General features: G+C 72.4%; 22 protein-coding genes. 21 read left to right on the forward strand and 1 reads right to left on the reverse strand.

Translation table 11 applies throughout. The features are described from left to right. From E4622_RS04395 to E4622_RS04455, 13 genes are all read left to right on the forward strand, one after another. Positions 1-1,098 (forward strand): histidinol-phosphate transaminase, encoded by a 1,098-nt coding sequence (locus E4622_RS04395; protein WP_134738830.1) that lies wholly within the window; start codon positions 1-3, stop codon positions 1,096-1,098. Next, positions 1,095-1,703 carry an imidazoleglycerol-phosphate dehydratase HisB gene (gene hisB, locus E4622_RS04400; RefSeq protein ID WP_134738831.1) on the forward strand — a complete coding sequence of 203 codons (609 nt, stop codon included), beginning with the start codon at positions 1,095-1,097 and terminating at the stop codon, positions 1,701-1,703. The genes E4622_RS04395 and hisB overlap by 4 nt, the downstream gene beginning before the upstream one ends. Next, entirely contained in the window at positions 1,700-2,344 is a 645-nt protein-coding gene (hisH, locus tag E4622_RS04405; protein ID WP_134738832.1) for an imidazole glycerol phosphate synthase subunit HisH, read from the forward strand. The genes hisB and hisH overlap by 4 nt, the downstream gene beginning before the upstream one ends. A gap of 7 nt (positions 2,345-2,351) precedes the next feature. Further along, positions 2,352-2,690 carry a hypothetical protein gene (locus E4622_RS04410; RefSeq protein WP_134738833.1) on the forward strand — a complete coding sequence of 113 codons (339 nt, stop codon included), beginning with the start codon at positions 2,352-2,354 and terminating at the stop codon, positions 2,688-2,690. A gap of 29 nt (positions 2,691-2,719) precedes the next feature. Next, the gene (gene priA / locus E4622_RS04415; RefSeq protein ID WP_134738834.1) at positions 2,720-3,460 is read left to right on the forward strand and encodes a bifunctional 1-(5-phosphoribosyl)-5-((5-phosphoribosylamino)methylideneamino)imidazole-4-carboxamide isomerase/phosphoribosylanthranilate isomerase PriA; all 741 of its coding nucleotides are present in this window, start codon (positions 2,720-2,722) and stop codon (positions 3,458-3,460) included. Continuing rightward, entirely contained in the window at positions 3,457-4,218 is a 762-nt protein-coding gene (hisF, locus tag E4622_RS04420; protein ID WP_134738835.1) for an imidazole glycerol phosphate synthase subunit HisF, read from the forward strand. The genes priA and hisF overlap by 4 nt, the downstream gene beginning before the upstream one ends. A gap of 43 nt (positions 4,219-4,261) precedes the next feature. Next, positions 4,262-4,609, forward strand: a complete 348-nt coding sequence (locus E4622_RS04425; protein WP_134738836.1) for a hypothetical protein — start codon at positions 4,262-4,264, stop codon at positions 4,607-4,609. 110 nt (positions 4,610-4,719) lie between these two features. After that, positions 4,720-6,501 (forward strand): ABC transporter ATP-binding protein, encoded by a 1,782-nt coding sequence (locus tag E4622_RS04430; RefSeq protein WP_134738837.1) that lies wholly within the window; start codon positions 4,720-4,722, stop codon positions 6,499-6,501. Then, positions 6,498-8,294, forward strand: coding sequence for an ABC transporter ATP-binding protein (locus E4622_RS04435; RefSeq protein ID WP_348536972.1), 1,797 nt, complete (start codon positions 6,498-6,500; stop codon positions 8,292-8,294). Before E4622_RS04430 ends, E4622_RS04435 begins: the two co-directional genes overlap by 4 nt. A 197-nt stretch (positions 8,295-8,491) precedes the next feature. Continuing rightward, positions 8,492-8,851 carry a phosphoribosyl-AMP cyclohydrolase gene (gene hisI / locus E4622_RS04440; RefSeq protein ID WP_134738838.1) on the forward strand — a complete coding sequence of 120 codons (360 nt, stop codon included), beginning with the start codon at positions 8,492-8,494 and terminating at the stop codon, positions 8,849-8,851. After that, positions 8,844-9,431, forward strand: coding sequence for a Trp biosynthesis-associated membrane protein (locus tag E4622_RS04445; protein WP_167735971.1), 588 nt, complete (start codon positions 8,844-8,846; stop codon positions 9,429-9,431). Before hisI ends, E4622_RS04445 begins: the two co-directional genes overlap by 8 nt. A 73-nt stretch (positions 9,432-9,504) precedes the next feature. Further along, positions 9,505-9,705 carry an HGxxPAAW family protein gene (locus E4622_RS04450; protein ID WP_134738840.1) on the forward strand — a complete coding sequence of 67 codons (201 nt, stop codon included), beginning with the start codon at positions 9,505-9,507 and terminating at the stop codon, positions 9,703-9,705. An 11-nt stretch (positions 9,706-9,716) separates the two neighbouring features. Next, positions 9,717-10,151, forward strand: coding sequence for a DUF2752 domain-containing protein (locus tag E4622_RS04455; protein WP_134738841.1), 435 nt, complete (start codon positions 9,717-9,719; stop codon positions 10,149-10,151). Between the two features lie 47 nt (positions 10,152-10,198). On the opposite strand, the gene E4622_RS04460 is transcribed toward E4622_RS04455, so the two are convergent. Then, positions 10,199-10,564, reverse strand: coding sequence for a DUF4190 domain-containing protein (locus E4622_RS04460; RefSeq protein WP_134738842.1), 366 nt, complete (start codon positions 10,562-10,564; stop codon positions 10,199-10,201). Between the two features lie 109 nt (positions 10,565-10,673). Here E4622_RS04460 and trpC point away from each other — a divergent pair, with 109 nt between their 5' ends. The 8 genes from trpC (at position 10,674) to pyk (ending at position 22,925) form a co-directional block, all read left to right on the forward strand. Then, positions 10,674-11,456 carry an indole-3-glycerol phosphate synthase TrpC gene (trpC, locus tag E4622_RS04465; RefSeq protein ID WP_134738843.1) on the forward strand — a complete coding sequence of 261 codons (783 nt, stop codon included), beginning with the start codon at positions 10,674-10,676 and terminating at the stop codon, positions 11,454-11,456. After that, complete coding sequence (gene trpB / locus E4622_RS04470) at positions 11,453-12,682, forward strand: tryptophan synthase subunit beta (RefSeq protein ID WP_134738844.1); 1,230 nt, start codon at positions 11,453-11,455, stop codon at positions 12,680-12,682. Before trpC ends, trpB begins: the two co-directional genes overlap by 4 nt. A 49-nt stretch (positions 12,683-12,731) precedes the next feature. Further along, positions 12,732-13,532 (forward strand): tryptophan synthase subunit alpha, encoded by an 801-nt coding sequence (trpA, locus tag E4622_RS04475; protein ID WP_134738845.1) that lies wholly within the window; start codon positions 12,732-12,734, stop codon positions 13,530-13,532. Continuing rightward, positions 13,525-14,130, forward strand: a complete 606-nt coding sequence (locus E4622_RS04480; RefSeq protein WP_134738846.1) for an SCO family protein — start codon at positions 13,525-13,527, stop codon at positions 14,128-14,130. Before trpA ends, E4622_RS04480 begins: the two co-directional genes overlap by 8 nt. Before the next feature lies 1 nt (position 14,131). Continuing rightward, entirely contained in the window at positions 14,132-15,085 is a 954-nt protein-coding gene (lgt, locus tag E4622_RS04485; RefSeq protein WP_245155879.1) for a prolipoprotein diacylglyceryl transferase, read from the forward strand. A 158-nt stretch (positions 15,086-15,243) separates the two neighbouring features. After that, positions 15,244-19,794, forward strand: coding sequence for a glutamate synthase large subunit (gltB, locus tag E4622_RS04490; protein WP_134738847.1), 4,551 nt, complete (start codon positions 15,244-15,246; stop codon positions 19,792-19,794). Further along, on the forward strand, positions 19,787-21,256 hold the full coding sequence (locus E4622_RS04495; protein WP_134738848.1) for a glutamate synthase subunit beta: 1,470 nt from the start codon (positions 19,787-19,789) through the stop codon (positions 21,254-21,256). Before gltB ends, E4622_RS04495 begins: the two co-directional genes overlap by 8 nt. 205 nt (positions 21,257-21,461) lie before the next feature. After that, a complete protein-coding gene (gene pyk, locus E4622_RS04500) occupies positions 21,462-22,925 on the forward strand; it encodes a pyruvate kinase (RefSeq protein ID WP_134738849.1) in 1,464 nt (487 codons plus the stop codon).

Genomic DNA, 22,925 nt, shown 5'->3' on the forward strand with positions numbered 1-22,925 from the left:
GTGGCCTTCCCTCCGCTGAGGGAGGAGCTGCGCGGCCTCGAGCCGTACGGCGCCCCCCAGCTGGACGTGCCCGTCCAGCTCAACGTCAACGAGAACCCCTACCCGCCCTCCGAGGCGGTCGTCGCCGACGTCGCGACCGCGGTGGCCGAGGCGACCCGCACCCTCAACCGCTACCCCGACCGCGAGTTCGTCGCGCTGCGCACTGCGCTGGCGGCGTACCTCGGCCACGGGGTGCGCGCCGAGCAGGTGTGGGCGGCCAACGGCTCCAACGAGGTGATGCTGCAGCTCCTGCAAGCCTTCGGCGGTCCAGGGCGCACCGCGCTCAGCTTCGCGCCGACGTACTCGATGTACCCGGAGTACGCCCGCGACTCCAGCACCGCGTGGGTCGTGGGACACCGCGAGGAGGACTTCGAGCTCGACCTCGGCGCCGCCCGGGCGCTGGTCGAGGAGCGGCGTCCCGCCGTGGTGCTGCTGCCCTCGCCCAACAACCCCACCGGCACCGCGCTGCCCCCCGAGGCCGTGTCCGTGCTCTGCGAGGCCGTCGGCGACGACGGGATCGTGGTCGTCGACGAGGCCTACGGCGAGTTCCGCCGCGAGGGCACGCCCTCCGCGCTCGAGCTGCTCCCCACCCACCGCAACCTCGTGGTCTCGCGCACGATGAGCAAGGCCTTCGCCCTGGCGGGCGCCCGGTTGGGCTACCTCGCCGCCGACCCGGCGATCTGCGACGCGATCCGCGTGGTGCGGTTGCCCTACCACCTCTCCGCGGTCACCCAGGCGGTCGCGCTGACCGCGCTGCGCCACGCCCCCGAGCTGCTCGGCAACGTCGCCCTGCTGCGCCAGGAGCGCGACCGGACCGTCGCGTGGCTGCGCGCGCAGGGGCTCCAGGTCGCGGAGAGCGACGCCAACTTCTGTTTGTTCGGGACCTACCCCGACCGCCATGCTGTGTGGCAGGGCCTCCTCGACCGGGGGGTGCTGGTCCGCGAGACCGGCCCGGAGGGTTGGCTCCGGGTCTCCATCGGCACCCCCGAGGAGATGGCGGCCTTCCAGCAGGCACTCACGTCAGTCACGGAAGAAGTCACGGAAGAGGGACAGCGATGAGCAGGACCGCACGCATCGAGCGCGAGACCAGCGAGTCCAAGGTGCTCGTCGAGGTCGACCTCGACGGCACGGGCCGCCACGACATCTCCACCGGCGTCGGCTTCTACGACCACATGCTCACCGCGTTCGCCCGCCACTCGCTCCTGGACCTGACCGTCCACAGCGTCGGCGACCTGCACATCGACGCCCACCACACCGTCGAGGACACCGCGATCGTGCTCGGCCAGGCCCTGCGCCAGGCGCTGGGCGACAAGGTCGGCATCCGCCGCTTCGGCGACGCCACGGTCCCGCTCGACGAGGCGCTCGTGCAGGCCGTGGTCGACGTCTCCGGGCGCCCCTACTGCGTGCACACCGGCGAGCCCGAGGGGCAGCAGTACGTCGAGCTCGGCGGCTCCGGCGTCGCCTACCTCGGCTCGCTGACCCGCCACGTCTTCGAGAGCCTGGCCTTCCACGCCCACCTCGGGCTGCACGTCCGGGTCCTCGCGGGCCGCGAGCCGCACCACATCGTGGAGACGCAGTACAAGGCGTTCGCCCGCGCCTTCCGCGACGCCGTCGCGCTCGACCCTCGCGAGACGGGCGTGCCCTCCACGAAGGGGGCTCTGTGACCGACAAGCGCGACGTCGTCGTCCTCGACTACGGGTCGGGCAACCTCCGCTCGGCGGTCCGCGCGCTCGAGCGCGCCGGCGCGCAGGTGGAGCTGACCGGGGACTTCGACCGCGCCCTGGAGGCCGACGGGCTCGTGGTGCCGGGCGTCGGCGCGTACGCCGCCTGCATGGCCGGCCTGCGCGAGGTCAGGGGCGAGCGACTCATCGGCCGCCGGCTGGCCGGCGGCCGGCCCGTGCTGGGCATCTGCGTGGGCATGCAGATCCTCTTCGAGCGCGGCGTCGAGCACGGGGTCGAGACCGAGGGCTGCGACGAGTGGCCCGGCGTGGTCGAGCGCCTGCAGGCACCGGTCGTGCCGCACATGGGCTGGAACACCGTGGAGGTCCCGGAGGGCTCGACGCTCTTCGCCGGGCTGGAGGAGGAGCGGTTCTACTTCGTGCACTCCTACGGCGTGCGCGAGTGGGCCCTGCGCACCAACGACCGCACCCGCCCCCCGCTGGTCACCTGGTCCGAGCACGGCGGCGACCGGTTCGTGGCCGCCGTGGAGAACGGCCCGCTCACGGCGACGCAGTTCCACCCCGAGAAGTCCGGCGACGCCGGAGCCGCGCTGCTCGACAACTGGGTGCGGAGCCTGGCCGCGTGAGGCGGCCATGAGCCGGGAGCGCGCGCGCCGCCGTGAGGCGCGCGAGCACGAGGCGGCCGTCCGCGCCGCCGCCCGGGCGGCCGAGGAGGAGCGCGCCGAGCGCCGCGCCGCGCGGCGGCGCCGGGTCGCCTCGGTGCTGCCGCAGCCCCGCCCCCAGGCGCGCCAGCCGGTCGGCGTGCTGGCCCGGCGGCGGCGCCACCAGACGCTCGGCACCCTCGCGCTGGTGGTGCTCGTCAACGCCGCGTCCTTCGCGTTCCTCGAGCACTGGGCCGCGCGGCTGCTCGTGCTGATCGTGAGCGTGCTCGCCGCCCCCGTGCTCCACACCCTGCTGTTCCGCCGACGCTGAACCCCCGCGACCCGACCGAGAGAAGACCCATGACCGACCACCTCGAGCTCCTCCCCGCCGTCGACATCGCCGGGGGCCAGGCCGTCCAGCTGGTGCAGGGCGTCGCCGGCTCGGAGAAGCGCTTCGGCGACCCGGTCGAGGCCGCCCTGCGCTGGCAGGAGGCGGGTGCGGAGTGGCTGCATCTGGTCGACCTGGACGCGGCGTTCGGGCGCGGTCACAACCGCGAGCTCCAGGCGCGCATCGTCGGGACGCTCGACATCCAGGTCGAGATGAGCGGCGGCATCCGCGACGACGAGTCGCTGGCGGCCGCGATGGCCACCGGCTGCCGTCGCGTCAACATCGGGACCGCCGCCCTGGAGCAGCCCGAGTGGTGCGCCGCGGCGATCGCCGAGTACGGCGACCGGGTCGCCGTCGGCCTCGACGTGCGGGGTCGCACGCTCGCCGCCCGGGGCTGGACCCGCGACGGCGGCGACCTCTACGACGTCCTCACGCGCCTGGACGCCGAGGGCTGCGCGCGCTACGTCGTCACGGACGTCAACAAGGACGGCATGCTGCAGGGGCCGAACCTCCAGCTGCTGCGCGACGTGTGCGCCGCGACCTCGAGGCCGGTGGTCGCCTCGGGCGGCATCACCGAGCTGGCCGACCTCGAGGCGCTCATGGGCCTCGTCGAGGAGGGGGTCGAGGGCGCCATCATCGGGACCGCCCTCTACGAGGGCCGCTTCACGCTCGAGGACGCCCTCGCCCTGACCCTGCCGAAGGACCGCGCGTGAGCCTCGCCGTCCGCGTCATCCCCTGCCTCGACGTCGACGCGGGGCGGGTCGTCAAGGGCATCAACTTCCGTGAGCTGCGCGACGCCGGGGACCCCGTGGAGCTGGCCCGCACCTACGACGCGGAGGGCGCCGACGAGCTGACGTTCCTCGACATCTCCGCCTCCTTCGAGGGCCGCGCCACGACGATGGAGATCGTGTCGCGCACCGCCGAGGAGGTCTTCATCCCGCTGACCGTCGGCGGGGGAGTGTCCTCCGTGGCCGACGTCGACCGGCTGCTGCGCGCGGGCGCCGACAAGGTCGCGGTCAACACCGCCGCCATCCACAGGCCCGAGCTGGTCGCCGAGATCGCCGACCGCTTCGGCAGCCAGGTCCTGGTGCTCTCGGTCGACGCCCGCCGCGCGCCCCGCACCGACTCCGGCTTCGAGGTCACCACCCACGGGGGCCGCAAGTCCGCCGGCCTCGACGCGATCGAGTGGGCGGCGCGGGCCTGCGAGCTCGGCGCCGGCGAGATCCTGCTCAACGCCATGGACTCCGACGGCACCCAGGACGGCTTCGACCTCGAGCTGATCCGCGCCGTACGGCGTGAGGTCACCGTGCCGGTCATCGCCTCGGGCGGGGCCGGGGCGCCCGAGCACTTCCCGCCCGCCGTCGACGCCGGCGCGGACGCCGTGCTGGCCGCCACCGTCTTCCACTTCGGCACCCTGCGGATCCGCGACGTCAAGGCCGCCCTCAGCGAGGCCGGCCACCCCGTCCGCTGACTCCGCAGGTTTCCGCCGGGTGGGCAGGGGACACGCTCCCGGCATGAGCGACTACGACGTGTACGAGACGCCCGACGACGGGGGCGCCGAGACGCCCGCCGCGCCCGAGGCGGAGGAGCAGTGGCGGGTGCTCGTCGAGTACGCCAACTCGGGTCAGAGCAAGCCGCCGACCGTCGTGGACGTCCGGGGTCCCGTCTACGTGTCCCGCGCGGTCGCCCTCGAGGCGGCGCAGCGCCAGGCGTTCGACTACCAGCCGCCCGACCCGCTCTCCCCGCGAGGCCGCACGGTCTACCAGCGCCCCGACGGCTTCCTGACGATCGTCGAGGGCGCCATGACGACGTTCCACTTCCGCACGCACGTGGTCCGCCTCCTCGGCACGTCCGACCACTGACCGACGCCGCCGTCCGGGGAGCCGTCGTCGGATTGGGCGATGTCGGTGCCCGGGAATAGCCTGCGATCCTCGGCCGTTCCTGCTGGTCGACAGGTGCGAGTCAGGGAGACATGGACGACGAACGAGCAGACGGCCGGGGTTCGACCCGTGCCGGCTTCGGCGTACTCCTGGTCGCCATCAAGCGCGAGCCCTGGATCTTCACGCTCTCGACGCTCGGCAGCGTGCTGTTCGGCGCGCTGACCGTCGCGGACGCGTGGGTCCTGGGCTGGTCGACCGACCACGTCGTGCTGCCGGCCTTCGAGAGCGGCGAGGTCGGCTCCGGCTCCCTGGTCGCCATCCTGGGGCTGTTCCTCGGCGTGGCGATCCTGCGCGCCGTCGGCATCGTGGCGCGACGCCTGGGCGCGGGCATCATGCAGTACCGCATGCAGGCCAGCACCCGCCGCGCCGTGACCCGCCAGTACCTCTCCCTGCCGATGGAGTGGCACCAGCGCCACCCCACCGGTGAGCTGCTGTCCAACGCCAACTCCGACGTCGAGGCCGCCTGGGGCCCCATCGCGCCGCTGCCCATGGCGGTCGGCACCGTCGCGATGATGGTCATCGCGGTGGCCCAGATGCTGCTCGCCGACCTCGTGCTCGCCGCGGTCGGGCTGCTGGTCTTCCCTGCGGTCATCGCCGTCAACGTCATCTACCAGCAGCGCTCCCAGGGGTGGATGACCCGCGCGCAGCAGCTGCGCGGCGAGGTCAGCGAGATCGCCCACGAGTCCTTCGACGGCGCCATGGTCGTCAAGACCCTGGGCCGCGAGCCCGAGGAGACGGCCCGCTTCGCCGCCAAGGCGCAGGAGCTGCGCGACGTCAACATCCGCGTCGGCCGCATCCGGGCGGCGTTCGACCCGGCGCTGGCCGCGCTGCCCGGGCTGGGCGTGCTGTTCGTGCTCGCGGTCGGCGTCTCACGGGTCCTGAGCGGGGCCACCGACGCCGGCGACGTCGTCACCGTCGCCTACCTGCTGACGATCGTGTCCTTCCCGATCCGCTCCATCGGCTGGCTGCTGGGGGAGTTCCCCCGCAGCGTCGTCGGCTACCGCCGGGTGCGCTCCGTGCTGGGCGCCACCGGCGAGATGCCCTACGGCGACCGCCGGGCGGTCCGCGGCGACGCCGGTGCCCGGCTCGACGTGGAGTCCCTGGGCTACCGCTACGACCCCGACCAGCCGCTGCTCGAGGACCTCGCTTTCTCCGTCGAGCCGGGCCGCACGGTCGCGCTCGTGGGAGCCACGGCATCCGGCAAGAGCACGCTCACCACCCTGCTGACGCGCCTGGTCGACCCCGACCGCGGCGCCGTCGCCGTCGACGGCGTCGACCTGCGCGAGCTCGCCCCGGGCGAGCTCGCCGCCACGGTCTCGATCGTGCCGCAGACGGCGTTCCTGTTCGACGACACCGTGCGCGGCAACATCACCCTGGGCGCCGACGTGAGCGACGCCGACGTGTGGGCGGCCCTGCGCACGGCCCAGGCCGACGGGTTCGTCGCGGCCCTGCCGTCGGGCCTCGACACCCAGCTCGGCGAGCGCGGCACGTCGCTCTCGGGCGGCCAGCGCCAGCGCATCTCGCTGGCCCGGGCGCTCGTGCGCCGCCCGCGGCTGCTGATCCTCGACGACGCCACCTCCGCGGTCGACCCCGAGGTCGAGGCACGCATCCTCGCCGGCCTGCGCGAGAGCGGCAGCGGGTCCACGCTGGTCGTGGTCGCCTACCGCAAGGCCACGATCGGGCTGGCCGACGAGGTCCTCCACCTCGAGGGCGGTCGCATCGTCGACCGGGGCACCCACGCCGAGCTCCTCGGCCGCAGCCCGTCCTACGCGCGCCTCGTCAACGCCTACGAGCAGGAGGAGGTGGCCACGTGAGCACCGTCATGGACTCCGGCGAGGAGATCGGCGCGATCGCGACGATCCGTCGCGGCGTGCACTTCTCGCCCGAGCTCAAGGAAGGCGTCTGGGGCACCCTCGCGCTGGCGGTCGTGGCGTCGGTGGGCCAGGTGATCGTCCCGATCGCGGTCCAGCAGACCCTCGACCGCGGCCTGGGCCGCTCCGGTGGCCCCGACGTCTCGTTCACCGTGTGGATGGGCGTCGTGGCGGCGTTCGGGCTGCTCGTCACGAGCTACGCCTCCTACGCCATGACCCGGCGGCTCTTCACCACCTCCGAGCGAGGCCTGGCCTCGCTGCGCATCAAGGCCTTCCGCCACGTCCACGACCTGCCCCTGCTCACCCAGAACACCGAGCGCCGCGGCGCCCTGGTCTCCCGCGTCACCAGCGACGTCGACCAGGTCAGCCAGTTCCTGGTGTTCGGCGGGCTGCTGTTCGTGGTCAGCATCGGCCAGGTGCTGATCGCGACGATCGTCATGCTGTTCTACAGCTGGCAGCTCGCCCTCGTGGTGTGGCTGTGCTTCGCGCCGCTGTTCGCCTCGCTGCGCTTCTTCCAGCGCAAGCTGTCCGACGCTTACAGCGTCGTACGCCGCCAGGTCGGCGTGATGCTCTCCGCGATCTCCGAGCCGGTGGTCGGCGCGGCGGTCGTCCGCTCCTACGCCGTCGAGGCGCGCACCCAGGCCCGCATCGACGAGGCCATCGCCACCCACCAGCAGGCGAGCACCCGCGCCCAGGGCTTCACGGCGTTCTCGTTCTCCCTCGGCGGGGTCTCCGCCGGCCTGGCCAACGCCGGCGTCCTGATCGTCGGCATCTGGCTCGGCTTCGCCGGCGACATCACCGCCGGCGAGGTGCTCGCCTTCGCGTTCCTGGTCACGCTGTTCGTGGGACCGGTGCAGATGGGCACCCAGATCCTCACCGACGCTCAGAACGCCATCGCCGGCTGGCGGCGCGTGATCGGCATCCTGGACACCCCCGCCGACCTGGTCGACCCCGGACCCGCGGGCCAGGTGCTGCCGCGCGGCCCGATCGACGTGCGCTTCGAGGACGTGGAGTTCGCCTACCCCGGCGGGCCGCCGGTCCTGCGTGACGTCACCCTCGACATCGAGGCCGGCCGCCGGGTCGCGATCGTCGGCGAGACCGGCTCGGGCAAGTCGACGTTCGCCAAGCTCCTCACCCGGCTCATGGACCCCTCGCAGGGCGCGGTGCTGCTCGACGGCGTCGACGTGCGCGAGATCGGCGAGGTCTCCCTGCGGCGCAGCGTGGTGCTCGTGCCGCAGGAGGGCTTCCTCTTCGACGACACCCTGCGCGCCAACGTGCGCTACGGCCGGCTCGACGCCACCGACGACGACATCCGCGCCAGCGCCGACGAGCTCGGCCTCACCGACTGGCTCGACGGGCTGCCCCGCGGCCTCGACACCCGCGTCGGCCAGCGCGGCGAGTCGCTCTCGGCCGGGGAGCGGCAGCTGGTCGCGCTGCTGCGCGCCCACCTCGCCGACCCCGACCTGCTCGTCCTCGACGAGGCCACCAGCGCGGTCGACCCCCAGCTCGAGATGCGCATCGGCCGCGCCCTGGAGCGCCTGATGGGCGGGCGCACCTCGGTCACGATCGCCCACCGCCTCTCGACCGCCGAGGGCGCCGACGAGGTCGTGGTCGTCGACCAGGGGCGCGTCGTGCAGCGCGGCCACCACAGCGTCCTCGCCGCCGAGACCGGCAGCGTCTACGCCAACCTGCACCGCTCCTGGGTCTCGCAGCAAGGGCCCGCCCTCGGAGGTTGAGGAAGGCGCGCAGCGCCTGTCTCGAAACCTCGTGAGCGGGGCAGGCGCCTGGCTCACCGGGTTTCGAGACGGTTGCTGCGCAACCTCCTCAACCAACGGCTGGGACGGTTGCTGCGCAACCTCCTCAACCAACGGCTGGGACGGTCGCTGCGCAACCTCCTCAACCCTCGGCGGCGGCGCCGCGCGATACTGGACCCATGCCCCTCGACCCCGCCCTCGCCGACCGGCTCAAGCGCTCCGCGGAGGGGCTGGTCCCGGCCGTCGTGCAGCAGCACGACTCCGGCGAGGTGCTGATGCTGGGGTGGATGGACGACGAGGCGCTGCAGCGCACGCTGACGACCGGCCGGGCGACGTACTGGAGCCGCTCGCGCCGCGAGTACTGGGTCAAGGGCGACACCTCGGGCCACGTCCAGTGGGTCAAGGAGGTCCGCCTCGACTGCGACGGCGACACGCTCCTGGTCAAGGTCGACCAGGTGGGCGCCGCGTGCCACACCGGTGACCGCACCTGCTTCGACGCCGACCTGCTCGGACCCCTCGAGGGCGCCGAGCGTGGCTGAGCCTCGTCGCGGCGGCTTCGCGCTCACCGTCCTGGTCGGTCTCGCCGCGGGGGTCGGGGCCGCGGTCGGGGGCAACCAGGTCTGGGTGGTCGCCGACCTGACCCGCACCGAGGAGTCCGCCTCGCTGGTGACGTCGTTCGTGCTGCGCAGCGAGGGCGCCAGCGTGCCGCTGGCGACCGCACTGGGGCTCGTGGTGCTCGCCTGCTGGGGCGTCGTGCTCGTCTCGCGCGGGCGCGCGCGCCGCGTGGTCGCCGGCCTCGGCGCGCTCGCGGCGCTCGCCACGTTGGTGACCTACGTGGTCGGCGCCGTCACCACCATGCGCGACCTCGCGGACGACTTCGACGCGGCCGGCCTGCCGGGGGTCGACCTCGACCTGACGCGGTGGTTCTTCTTCGGCCTGGCCTGCGCCGTCGTCTCGGCCGCCGCCGCCGTGCTGGCGGTCCGGAGCGTCCGGGGCTGGCCGGAGATGGGCAGCCGCTACGACGCGCCGGGGGAGCAGGGGACCGCGAAGCCGGCGGAGGACCCCTCCAACCTGGACCTGTGGAAGGCGTTGGACCAGGGGGACGACCCCACGCGCTGAGGACCTGAATAGACTGCTGCCGCACCACCACGACGTACCGATCCGCCCTGAACCGCACCGCGAGGAGCCCCGCATGTCTGACAACCACGGCAACACACCGGCCGCCTGGACGGCTGTGGTCGTCGGACTGGTCGGCTTCGTCGTCGGGGCCATCGGACTGATGCTGGACCCGATCAGCTACGCCATCTTCTGGGTCGGTGTCGCGATCACCCTGGGCGCCGGCCTGCTGTTCGCGGTCATGGCCAAGATGGGCCTGCACGGGTCGACGCGTTGACCCACCCGCCGATGGCGCCCCACGCCCCCGCCCGAGTCACGCCGCCGCGCTCGCGGTGGCAGCGCCTGGCCGCGCCGGTGGCGACGATCGGCACCATCGGGGCCCTGACGGTGGCCCTGCACCTGCGAGACCCGCACTCCGCGGGGACGTGGGGGTTCTGCCCGAGCGCCGCGATGGGCTTCTACTGCCCCGGCTGCGGGGGCTTGCGCGCGGTCAACGACCTGAGCAACCTCCAGCTCGCCGACGCCGCGTCGAGCAACCTGGCGTTCGTCGTCGCGCTGCCGTTCATCCTCGCCGGCCTGGCGGTGTGGACGCTCGACCGCTGGCGCGGCCACACGCGCCGGGTGTCGATGGCGCTGGTGACCCGGGTGAGCCTGACGGCGCTCGCGCTCGTCGCGGTGTTCACGGTGGTGCGGAACCTCTCCGGGTCCTGGCTCGCACCCTGACCACGCCGGCCGGGACGCCCTGAGGCGTCCCGGTGCCGGCGGGCGGATCAGCTGTCGAACGAGCCGTTGCTGTTGACCTGGATGACGTCGGCCGCCACCAGCACCCAGAACAGGATGCCCAGGGCGATGCCGACGAGGCCCAGGATGAAGCCCCACTGAGCGAGGGCCGCGCCCTTCTTGGCGCCCTGCGACTCGCGCACGTCCTTCTTGCCGAGCAGGCCGAAGACGGTGCCGCCGATGGCGAAGACGAAGCAGCTCCAGAAGCAGGGGATGACGCCGATGATGCCGAGCACCAGGCCGGTGATGGCCATGGCGGAGTTCTTCTGCGGCTGACCGCCGTAGCCCGGCGGCGGCGCGCCGTACTGGGGGCCCTCGGGGGGCGGCGGGGGCGGCGGAGGCTGTCCGTAGCTCATGGGGATCCCTTCGATCGTGACCGGTCCTGGGTGACCGCTGGCAGGACCCTAGTACGTCGCGTGTCAGACTCAGAGGTACGCATCGCCGGTCCGATCTGGAGGAGGAGTCATGTCCGTGCTCGACGACATCGTCGCCGGTGTGCGGACCGACCTCGCGGAGCGGGAGGCCGCGCTGCCGCTCGCCGACCTGCGCGCCGCCCTCGCGGACGCCGACCCCGTGCGCGACCCGATGCCGCACTTCCGCGCGCCCGGCTCGAGCGTCATCGCCGAGGTCAAGCGCCGCAGCCCCAGCAAGGGTGACCTCGCCGACATCCCCGACCCGGCCTCGCTCGCCCGGGAGTACGCCGCCGGGGGAGCCGCCGCGATCAGCGTGCTGACCGAGCAGCGCCGCTTCGGCGGCAGCCTCGCCGACCTGCGCGCCGTCCGCGCCGCGGTCGACACCCCGCTGCTGCGCAAGGACTTCGTGGTGACCAGCTACCAGGTGGTCGAGGCCCGTGCGGCCGGCGCCGACCTGGTGCTCCTCATCGTGGCCGCCCTCGACGACGACACCCTGCACCGCCTCCACGACGAGGCGCGCGAGCTCGGTCTCACCGTGCTCGTCGAGGTGCACGATGAGGCCGAGACCGAGCGGGCGGTGGCGCTGGGCGCCGAGCTCGTCGGCGTCAACGCCCGCAACCTCAAGACCCTCGCCGTCGACGACGGCACGTTCTCCCGCCTGGCGCCGCTGGTGCCCTCCGACCGCGTGCTCGTGGCGGAGTCCGGGATCACGGGGGAGCAGGACGTCCAGCGGTTCGTGAGCGAGGGCGCCCGTGCGGTGCTCGTCGGCGAGGCGCTCGTGAAGGACGGGGCGCCGCGCCAGGCGGTCGCCGCGATGACAGGAGTCCAGGCATGACCAGCACACCGCACGCCCCCGCACGCGCCTCGAGCTACGACGCCGACGAGCGCGGCTGGTTCGGCGACTTCGGCGGCCGCTTCATGCCCGAGGCGCTCGTCGCCGCGCTGGACGAGCTCACCGAGGCCTGGCAGGACGCGATGGCCGACCCGGCGTTCGTGGCGAGCTTCGAGGCCATCTGCCGCGACTACGCCGGCACGCCGAGCCGGCTCTACGAGGCGCGCCGGCTCTCCGACAAGGTGGGCGCCCGCATCCTGCTCAAGCGCGAGGACCTCAACCACACCGGCGCCCACAAGATCCGCAACGTGCTCGGCCAGGCGCTGCTGACCCAGCGCATGGGAAAGAAGCGGGTCATCGCGGAGACCGGCGCCGGTCAGCACGGCGTCGCGAGCGCCACGGCGGCCGCCTACTTCGGCATGGAGTGCACCGTCTACATGGGCGCGGTCGACGTGAAGCGCCAGGCGCTCAACGTCGCGCGGATGAACCTGCTCGGCGCCAAGGTCGTGTCCGTCGACGGCGGCAGCGCGACGCTCAAGGACGCGATCAACGAGGCGCTGCGCGAGTGGGTCTCGACCGTCGACCACACGGCCTACCTCTTCGGCACCGCCGCCGGGCCGCACCCGTTCCCCAGCATGGTCCGCGACTTCGCGCGCGGCATCGGCGACGAGGCGCGTGCACAGTGCCTCGAGCAGTACGGCGTGCTGCCGGACGCGATCGCGGCGTGCGTGGGCGGCGGGTCCAACGCGATCGGGCTCTACCAGGCGTTCCTGGACGACGAGGACGTGGCCATCTACGGCTTCGAGCCCGGCGGCGACGGGGTCGAGACCGGCCGTCACGCCGCGACCATCCACGCGGCCGACAGCGGCGTGCTGCACGGCGCGCGCACCTACGTCCTGCAGGACGAGGACGGCCAGACCATCGAGTCCCACTCCATCTCCGCGGGCCTCGACTACCCCGGTGTCGGCCCCCAGCACGCCCACCTCGCCAAGACCGGCCGCGTGACCTACCTGCCGATCACCGACGCCCAGGCGATGGACGCGCTCTCGCTGCTGAGCCGCACCGAGGGGATCATCCCGGCCATCGAGTCCGCCCACGCGATCGCGGGGGCCCTGGACGTCGCGAAGCGGCTCGGCGAGGAGAAGGGCCCCGACGCCACGGTGCTGATCAACCTCAGCGGCCGCGGCGACAAGGACATGGAGACCGCCATGGAGTGGTTCGACCTGTGAACACCCCCACGAAATGCTCGCTGCGCTCCGCTTTCGCCGGGGACCCCGCATGAGCAACACCTCTGCCACCGCCTTCGAGAAGGCCCGCGCCGACGGCCGCGCGGCGCTCGTCGGCTATCTGCCGGCCGGCTACCCCGACGTCGACGGCGGCATCGACGCGTTGCGCTGCCTGGTCGACTCGGGCTGCGACGTCATCGAGATCGGCCTGCCCTACAGCGACCCGGTCATGGACGGCCCGACGATCCAGGCCGCCGCGCAGCACGCGCTCGAGGGCGGCGTCCGCACCCGCGACGTGCTCCGCACGGTCGAGGCGGTCGCCGCGACCGGGGTGCCCACCCTGGTCATGACCTACTGGAACCCCGTCGAGCGCTACGGCGTCCCGCGCTTCGCCGCGGACCTCGCCAGCGCCGGGGGAGCGGGCCTGATCACGCCCGACCTGACGCCCGACAGCGCGCCGGAGTGGATCGCGGCCGCCGACGAGCACGACCTCGACAAGGTCTTCCTGGTCGCCCCGTCCTCGACCGACGCGCGGGTCGCGATGACCACCGCCGCCTGTCGCGGCTTCGTCTACGCCACCGCCGTCATGGGCGTCACCGGCGCGCGCACCACCACCAGCGACCTCGCCGGCCCGCTCGTCGCCCGCACCCGCCAGACGACCGACCTGCCGGTCGGGGTCGGTCTCGGCGTGAGCAACGGCGACCAGGCGGCCGAGGTGGCGTCGTACGCCGACGGGGTGATCGTCGGCTCGGCGTTCGTCCGCGCGCTCCTCGACCAGGACGACCGGGCCGCGGGCCTGCGCGCGCTCGCGGCCCTCACCGAGGACCTCGCCGCCGGAGTGAGGCGTGCGTAGCAAGCTCGTCCTGCTCCCGCTCGTCCTGCTGCTGCTCGTGCTCACCGCCTGCGGCGGGGACGAGCCGTCGGAGTTCTCCGGCAGCACCCTGGAGAACCCCTACCAAGTGCCCGACATCGCGCTCACCGACACCGACGGTGCGCCGTACTCCCTGGCCGCCGACACCGACAAGCGGCTCACCCTGGTCTTCTTCGGCTACTCCCACTGCCCCGACATCTGCCAGCAGGTGATGGGCGCCCTCGCCGGCGCGATGAACCGCCTCGACGACACCGACCGCGAGCAGGTCGACGTGGTGTTCGTGACGACGGACCCCACCCGCGACACCCCGAAGGCGCTGCACCAGTACCTCGAGCGCTACGACCCCGCCTTCCTCGGCCTCACCGGCGACATCGACACGATCATCGAGGTCGGCAAGCCGCTGGCGGTCTACGTCAACGACGGGAAGCTGCTGCCCACGGGCGGCTACGACCTCGGCGGGCACAGCACCCAGGTCACCGCGGTCGACAGCGCCGACGAGGCTCCGGTCTACTGGGACCAGGAGACCACCCAGGCGGAGTACGCCGCCGACATCCACACCCTGCTCGCCAAGGAGAACTGACGTGTCGCTCACGGCGATCACCGCCCTCTCGATCCCCAGCCCGTCGTCGGGGGTGTGGCACCTGGGACCCGTGCCGATCCGCGGCTACGCGCTGTCGATCATCCTCGGCATCATCGTCGCGATCTGGATCGGCGAGCGCCGCTGGGTGGCCCGCGGCGGCCGGCCCGGCGACGTCCAGGACCTCGCGATCTGGGCGGTGCCCTTCGGGCTCGTCGGCGCCCGGCTCTACCACGTCGCCACCGACAGCGGCCTCTACTTCGGGAAGGGCGACCACCCCATCGAGGCGCTCTACGTGTGGCGGGGCGGCCTGGGCATCTGGGGCGGCGTCGCGCTGGGCGCCCTCGGCGTGGTCATCGCGGCACGCCGCAAGGGCATCAAGCTGCTGCCCGTCCTCGACGCCATGGCGCCGGGCGTGCTCGTCGCGCAGGCCATCGGCCGGTGGGGCAACTGGTTCAACCAGGAGCTCTACGGGCGGCCCACCGACCTGCCGTGGGGTCTGGAGATCGACCCGTCCAACTGGCCGTCGGGGCTCACCTTCCCGACGGGCACGACCTTCCACCCGACCTACCTCTACGAGTTCCTCTGGAACCTCGCCGCCTTCGCGCTGGTGGTCTGGGCCGACCGCCGCTTCCGCCTGGGCCACGGGCGCGTCCTGGCCCTCTACGTCATGGCCTACACGGCCGGGCGCGCCTGGATCGAGGACCTGCGCATCGACACCGTCGAGCTCAACAACGTGGGCGGGCTGCGCTTCAACGTGTGGGTCTCGATCATCCTGTTCGTCGCCGCGGCGGCGTACTTCCTGCTCAGCCTGCGCCGCCGTCCCGGCCGTGAGGAGACCGTGTGGCAGGACGGCCGCGGTCCGACAGATGAGACGGTCGAGACCGTGGACGAGGTCGACGAGCCCGAGCCGAGCGGGGACGAGGTCGAGAAGTCGCCCAAGGAGACCACGGGCTGACCGTCCCATGGACGGTCCTCGACTGCCACGACGCCGTAACCGGGTGGTAATCTGACGTCTCCGCCGCGTGGGCCAACGTCGTCCCTTGCGCTCAACCGTGCAGAGTGGTCCAGGGTCAGCCCGAAGCCACCTGCGCACGACGACGACGGGAGAACTCAGTGCCCTACTCGCACGCGTTCCCGCCGCCCCAGGGTCTCTACGACCCTCGCCACGAGAAGGACGCCTGTGGCGTCGCGTTCGTGGCGACCCTCACCGGGGAGGCCAGCCACGACATCGTGGCGAAGGCACTGACCGCCCTGCGCAACCTCGAGCACCGCGGTGCCGCGGGCGCCGAGCCCAACTCGGGTGACGGCGCCGGCATCCTGATGCAGGTGCCCGACGCGTTCCTGCGCGCCGTCGTCGACTTCGACCTCCCGCCGGCCAACGCCTACGCCGTCGGCACGGCGTTCCTGCAGGGCGACGACGCCCGCGTGGCCGAGACCCGCGCCGTCGTCGAGCGGATCGCCACGGAGGAGGGCCTCGCCGTCCTCGGCTGGCGCGACGTCCCGACCGACCCCTCGGTCCTGGGCGCCACGGCGCTCGGCGTGATGCCGGCCTTCCAGCAGCTCTTCGTGGCCGGCGCCCGCCAGCGCGTCACCGGCATGTCGCTCGAGCGGATGGCCTACTGCCTGCGCAAGCGCGCCGAGCGCGACGCGGACGTCTACTTCCCGTCGCTGTCGTCGCGGACGCTGGCCTACAAGGGCATGCTCACCACCGAGCAGCTCGACAGCTTCTACCCCGACCTGCGCGACGAGCGGGTGGCCTCGGCCCTCGCGGTGGTCCACTCGCGGTTCTCCACCAACACCTTCCCGAGCTGGCCGCTGTCCCACCCGTTCCGGTTCATCGCCCACAACGGCGAGATCAACACCGTCATGGGCAACCGCAACTGGATGCGCGCCCGTGAGGCGCTGCTGTCCTCCGACCTGATCCCGGGCGACCTCGACCGGATCTTCCCGGTCGTCACCACCGGCGCGTCCGACTCGGCGTCGTTCGACGAGGTGCTGGAGCTGCTCCACATGGGCGGGCGCTCGCTGCCGCACTCGGTGCTGATGATGATCCCGGAGGCCTGGGAGAACCACACCGAGATGGACCAGCGCCGCCGCGACTTCTACTCCTTCCACTCCGCGCTGATGGAGCCGTGGGACGGCCCCGCGTGCGTGGTCTTCACCGACGGCTCCCAGATCGGCGCGGTGCTCGACCGCAACGGGCTGCGCCCGTCGCGCTACTGGGTCACCGACGACGGCCTGGTCGTCCTGGCCTCCGAGGTCGGCGTCCTGGACCTCGACCCGGCCACGATCGTCCGCAAGGGCCGGCTGCAGCCGGGCCGGATGTTCCTCGTCGACACCGACGAGCACCGGATCATCGAGGACGAGGAGATCAAGTCCGAGCTGGCCTCGGAGCACCCCTACGGCGAGTGGCTGCACGCCGGGCTGATCCACCTCAACGACATCCCCGAGCGCGAGCACATCATCCACACGCACGCCTCGGTCACGCGCCGCCAGCAGATCTTCGGCTACACCGAGGAGGAGCTGCGCGTCCTGCTCTCGCCGATGGCCAACACCGGCGGCGAGACCCTCGGCTCCATGGGCACCGACACCCCGATCGCGGCGCTCAGCGACAAGCCGCGGCTGCTGTTCGACTACTTCAGCCAGCTGTTCGCCCAGGTCACCAACCCGCCGCTGGACGCGATCCGCGAGGAGCTCGTCACCTCCCTCAACGGCACCATCGGGCCCGAGGCCAACCTGCTCGACCCGACGCCCGCGTCGTGCCGCCAGGTGGTCCTGCCGTTCCCGGTGATCTCCAACGACGACCTCGCCAAGATCCGCCACATCAACCGTGACGGCGACATGCCCGGCTTCATCACCCACGTCGCCCGCGGCCTCTACGAGGTCGAGGGCGGGGGCGGGGCGCTCGCGCACCGGATCGGCGAGATCTGCGCCGAGGTCTCCCAGGCGATCGCCGAGGGCGCGCGCATCATCGTGCTCTCCGACCGCCACTCGACCGCCGAGCTGGCGCCGATCCCGTCGCTGCTGCTCACCTCCGCGGTCCACCACCACCTCGTGCGCGAGAAGACCCGCACCCAGGTGGGGCTGCTGGTCGAGGCCGGCGACGTGCGCGAGGTCCACCACGTGGCGCTCCTGGTCGGCTACGGCGCCGCCGCGGTCAACCCCTACCTCGCCATGGAGTCCGTCGAGGACCTGGCCCGCGAGGGCTACTACGTCAAGGTCGAGCCCGAGCAGGCCGTCGCCCACCTGGTGAAGGCGCTGGGCAAGGGCGTGCTCAAGGTGATGTCCAAGATGGGCGTCTCCACGGTCGCCTCCTACACCGGCGCCCAGATCTTCGAGGCCGTCGGGCTCTCCGAGGAGCTCGTCGACCGCTACTTCACCGGCACGACGTCCAAGCTGGGCGGTCTCGGTCTCGACACGATCGCCGAGGAGGTCTCCCGTCGCCACGCCACGGCGTACCCCCGCGGTGGGATCCTGCCCGGGCACCGCGAGCTCGCGACCGGTGGCGAGTACCAGTGGCGCCGCGACGGCGAGCCGCACCTCTTCGACCCCGACACGGTCTTCCGCCTCCAGCACGCCACGCGCGCCGGTCGCTACGACGTCTTCAAGCAGTACACCGCCGCGGTCGACGACCAGTCGAGCCGGCTGATGACGCTGCGCGGACTGTTCCGCTTCAAGGACGCCGAGGGCACCGGCCGCGCGCCGGTCCCGATCGACGAGGTCGAGCCGGTCTCGGCGATCGTCAAGCGCTTCTCGACGGGCGCCATGTCCTACGGCTCGATCAGCCAGGAGGCCCACGAGACCCTGGCGATCGCCATGAACCGGCTGGGCGCCAAGTCCAACACCGGTGAGGGCGGGGAGGACTCCGACCGGCTCTACGACCCCGAGCGGCGCAGCTCGATCAAGCAGGTCGCCTCGGGCCGCTTCGGCGTCACCTCGGAGTACCTCACCAACGCCGACGACATCCAGATCAAGATGGCGCAGGGCGCCAAGCCCGGCGAGGGCGGGCAGCTGCCCGGCAACAAGGTCTACCCGTGGGTGGCCAAGACCCGGCACTCCACGCCGGGCGTGGGGCTGATCAGCCCGCCGCCGCACCACGACATCTACTCCATCGAGGACCTGGCGCAGCTGATCCACGACCTCAAGAACGCCAACCCGTCGGCCCGCGTGCACGTCAAGCTGGTCTCCGAGGTCGGCGTCGGCACGGTCGCGGCCGGCGTCTCCAAGGCGCACGCCGACGTGGTGCTCATCTCCGGCCACGACGGCGGCACCGGCGCCTCCCCGCTCACCTCGCTCAAGCACGCGGGCGGGCCGTGGGAGCTGGGGCTGGCCGAGACCCAGCAGACGCTGCTGCTCAACGGCCTGCGCGACCGGATCGTGGTGCAGGCCGACGGCCAGCTCAAGACCGGGCGCGACGTGGTCGTGGCCGCCCTGCTGGGCGCCGAGGAGTTCGGCTTCGCGACGGCACCGCTCGTGGTGTCGGGCTGCATCCTCATGCGGGTCTGCCACCTCGACACCTGTCCCGTGGGCGTCGCCACGCAGAACCCCGTCCTGCGCGAGCGCTTCTCCGGCAAGGCCGAGTACATCGTCAACTTCTTCACCTACATCGCCGAGGAGGTCCGCGAGATCCTCGCCGAGCTCGGCTTCCGCAGCATCGAGGAGGCCATCGGCCAGGTGGGCTCACTCGACACGGTCGAGGCGGTGGAGCACTGGAAGGCCTCGGGCCTCGACCTGCGCCCGATCCTGCACGCGCCCGACACGAGCGCGTTCCCCGGGCAGGACCTGCGCAACACCAAGACCCAGGACCACGGCCTGGACCGCTCCCTGGACCTCACCGAGCTGGTGCCGCTGGCGCAGCCGGCGCTCCAGCACGGCGAGCCGGTGCGCGCCCAGGTCGCGATCCGCAACGTCCACCGCACGGTCGGCACGATCCTGGGCCACGAGGTCACCAAGAAGTACGGCGGCGAGGGGCTGCCCGACGGCACCATCGACCTCACCTTCATCGGCTCGGCGGGCCAGTCCTTCGGCGCCTTCGTGCCGCGGGGGATGACGCTGCGGCTCGAGGGCGACGCCAACGACTACGTCGGCAAGGGCCTCTCCGGCGGACGGATCGTGGTGCGGCCCGACCGCGCGGCGACGTTCAACAGCAACGAGCAGATCATCGCCGGCAACACGATCGCCTACGGCGCCACCAGCGGCCAGATCTTCCTGCGTGGCGGGGTCGGCGAGCGCTTCGCCGTCCGCAACTCCGGCGCCTGGCTGGTCACCGAGGGCGTGGGCGACCACGGCTGCGAGTACATGACCGGGGGCCGGGTCGCCGTGCTCGGCAAGACCGGGCGCAACTTCGGCGCCGGGATGTCCGGCGGCATCGCCTGGGTCCTGGACCTCAAGGAGTTCCGCGTCAACCGCGAGCTCGTGGAGCTGGGCCCGGTCACGGGCGAGGCCGCCCGCGAGCTCGAGCAGATGGTCCGCGGGCACCTCGAGGAGACCGGGTCGCCGGTCGCCGAGGAGCTGCTGGCCGACTGGCCGAGCGCGCTGACGCGCTTCACCGAGGTGATGCCCCGCGACTACCGCGTGGTGCTGGAGGCCAAGGCGAGGGCCGAGGCCGACGGGCTGGACGAGAACGAGATCGCGCACAAGATGATGGAGGCACTCCATGGCTGACCCGAAGGGGTTCCTGAAGGTCGGGCGCGAGGTCGCGCAGCGGCGACCGGTCGAGGAGCGCGTCCACGACTGGAACGAGGTCTACCCCGGTGGGATGGGCCGCTCGCTGCTGCCGATCATCACCGAGCAGGCCGGTCGCTGCATGGACTGCGGCATCCCGTTCTGCCACCAGGGCTGCCCGCTGGGCAACATCATCCCGGAGTGGAACGACCTGGTCTGGCGCGACGACTGGGAGGGCGCGATCGACCGCCTCCACGCGACCAACAACTTCCCGGAGTTCACCGGGCGGCTGTGCCCGGCGCCGTGCGAGACCGCCTGCGTCCTGGGCATCAACCAGGACCCGGTGACCATCAAGAACGTCGAGGTCTCGATCATCGACAAGGCGTGGGAGTCGGGCTTCGTCCGGCCCCAGCCTCCCGAGTGGCTCTCCGGGCGCACGGTCGCCGTCATCGGCTCCGGCCCCGCCGGGCTGGCCGCGGCCCAGCAGCTGACCCGCGCCGGTCACACGGTGGCGGTCTACGAGCGCGCCGACAAGGTCGGCGGGCTGCTGCGCTACGGCATCCCCGAGTTCAAGATGGAGAAGAAGCACCTCGACCGGCGCGTCGAGCAGATGAAGCGTGAGGGCACGGTCTTCCGGGCCGGCGTCGACGTCGGCGGCGAGGACCTCACCGGGGACTCGCTGCGCGAGCGCTACGACGCCGTCGTGCTGGCCATGGGCTCCACCGTGGCGCGCGACCTGCCGGTCCCTGGCCGCGAGCTGGGCGGGATCCACCAGGCGATGGACTTCCTGCCGCAGGCCAACCGGGTCGCGCTGGGCGAGTCCGTCCAGGGCCAGATCCGCGCCGACGGCAAGCACGTGGTGATCATCGGCGGCGGCGACACCGGCGCCGACTGCCTCGGCACGTCGACCCGCCAGGGTGCCGCCTCGATCACGCAGCTCGAGATCATGCCCGAGCCCCCGACCGAGCGCCCGGCGGGACAGCCGTGGCCGACGTACCCGATGACCTTCAAGGTCTCCTCGGCCCACGAGGAGGCGGGGGAGCGGGTCTACGCCGTGTCCACGCAGGAGTTCCTGGGCGACGAGGACGGCAACGTCCGGGCGCTGCGACTGGTCGACGTGGTCTTCGAGGGTGGCAAGCTCACCGAGATCGAGGGCACCGAGCGCGAGATCCCGGCCGAGCTGGTGCTCTTCGCGATGGGCTTCGTCGGACCGGAGAAGCCGGGGCTCGTCGAGCAGCTCGGCGTCGACCTGGACGCGCGCGGCAACGTCGCGCGCGACGGCTCCTACATGAGCTCGCTGCCCGGCGTGTTCGTGGCCGGCGACGCCGGCCGCGGGCAGTCGCTGATCGTGTGGGCCATCGCCGAGGGCCGCGCCGCGGCCGCCGCGGTCGACACCTTCCTCACCGGCTCGACGACGCTGCCCGCGCCGATCCCGCCGACCGCGCGGCCGCTCGTCGTCTGACGCGCCCGCCGCTCCGAGGACGGACGACGCTCCTGGTGGATCCCCCCGGCCCACCAGGAGCGTCTCAGGTGACGCGCCTCGGCCCACCCGAGCGCGTCAAGGGCATCCTGACGTGCGGACATCGCCACGTCAACGGACCGCCCGAGGTCGGGAGTGCCGACGCGAGCGTTGGTTTTATCGATCAAAGACCCGGTAGGCTCGTGCCGTGCGAAGAGCAAAGATCGTGTGCACCCTCGGCCCTGCCACCAACTCCGAACGACGTATCCGTGAGCTCGTCTACGCCGGCATGGACGTCGCCCGGCTGAACATGAGCCACGGCAGCCACGAGGACCATGCGGAGGCCTACCGCCTAGTGCGCGAGGCCGCGGACGCGAGCGGTCACGGGGTCGGCATCTTCGCCGACCTGCAGGGCCCCAAGATCCGCCTCGAGACGTTCGACGACGGCCCGGTCGTGCTGCGCCGCGGGCAGCAGTGGACGATCACGACGCGCGACGTGCCGGGTGACGCCACCATCTGCGGGACGACGTACAAGGGGCTGCCGGGCGACGTCAACATCGGCGACCCGATCCTCATCGACGACGGCAAGGTGCGCCTGCGGGTGACCGGTGTCGACGACACCGACGTCACGACCGAGGTGCTCACCGGCGGCAAGGTGAGCAACAACAAGGGGATCAACCTGCCCGGCGTGGCCGTCTCCGTGCCGGCCCTGTCCGAGAAGGACATCGAGGACCTCCGCTTCGCGCTGAGCCTCAGCGTCGACTTCATCGCCCTGAGCTTCGTGCGCAGCGCGGCGGACGCCGACGACGTACGCCGCGTGATGGACGAGGTCGGCGTGCACCTGCCGATCATCGCCAAGATCGAGAAGCCGCAGGCGATCGACAACCTCGACGAGATCGTGGGTGCCTTCGACGGCTTCATGGTGGCCCGCGGCGACCTCGGCGTGGAGTGCCCGCTCGAGGACGTGCCGTTCCTGCAGAAGCAGATCATCGAGAAGGCGCGGCGCAACGCCAAGCCCGTCATCGTGGCCACCCAGATGCTGGAGTCGATGATCACCAGCCCGTCGCCCACGCGCGCCGAGACCAGCGACGTGGCCAACGCCGTGCTCGACGGCGCCGACGCGGTGATGCTCTCGGGTGAGACGAGCGTGGGGGAGCACCCCATCCACGTCGTGGAGACCATGGCGCGCATCATCACGGCCACCGAGACCCATGCCCTGGAGCCCCAGGAGTTCGGCCGCATCGAGCGCATCACCTGGGACCCGCACACCCGTGGCGGCGTGATCGCCAAGGCGGCCCAGGAGGTCGCCGAGCGCATCGGGGCCAAGTACCTCGTGGCGTTCACCCAGTCGGGGGACTCCGCGCGCCGCATGTCGCGCCTGCGCGGGCCGATCCCGGTGCTGGCGTTCACGCCCGAGGCACGCGTCCGCTCGCAGCTGTCGCTGTCGTGGGGCGTCGAGACCTTCAAGACGTCCTCGGTCGACCACACCGACGAGATGGTGCGCCAGGTCGACGAGCAGCTGCTGCAGATCGGCCGCGTCGAGGAGGGTGACCTCGTCGTCATCATCGCCGGCGCCCCTCCGGGCATCCCCGGCTCGACCAACGCCCTGCGCATCCACCGGATGGGCGACGCCATCAACGAGGTGGCCCCGGCCTACAAGCGCCAGGTCTGA

This window comes from Nocardioides sp. 503 (assembly GCF_004522095.1).
In the GTDB taxonomy this organism is placed as follows: domain Bacteria; phylum Actinomycetota; class Actinomycetes; order Propionibacteriales; family Nocardioidaceae; genus Nocardioides.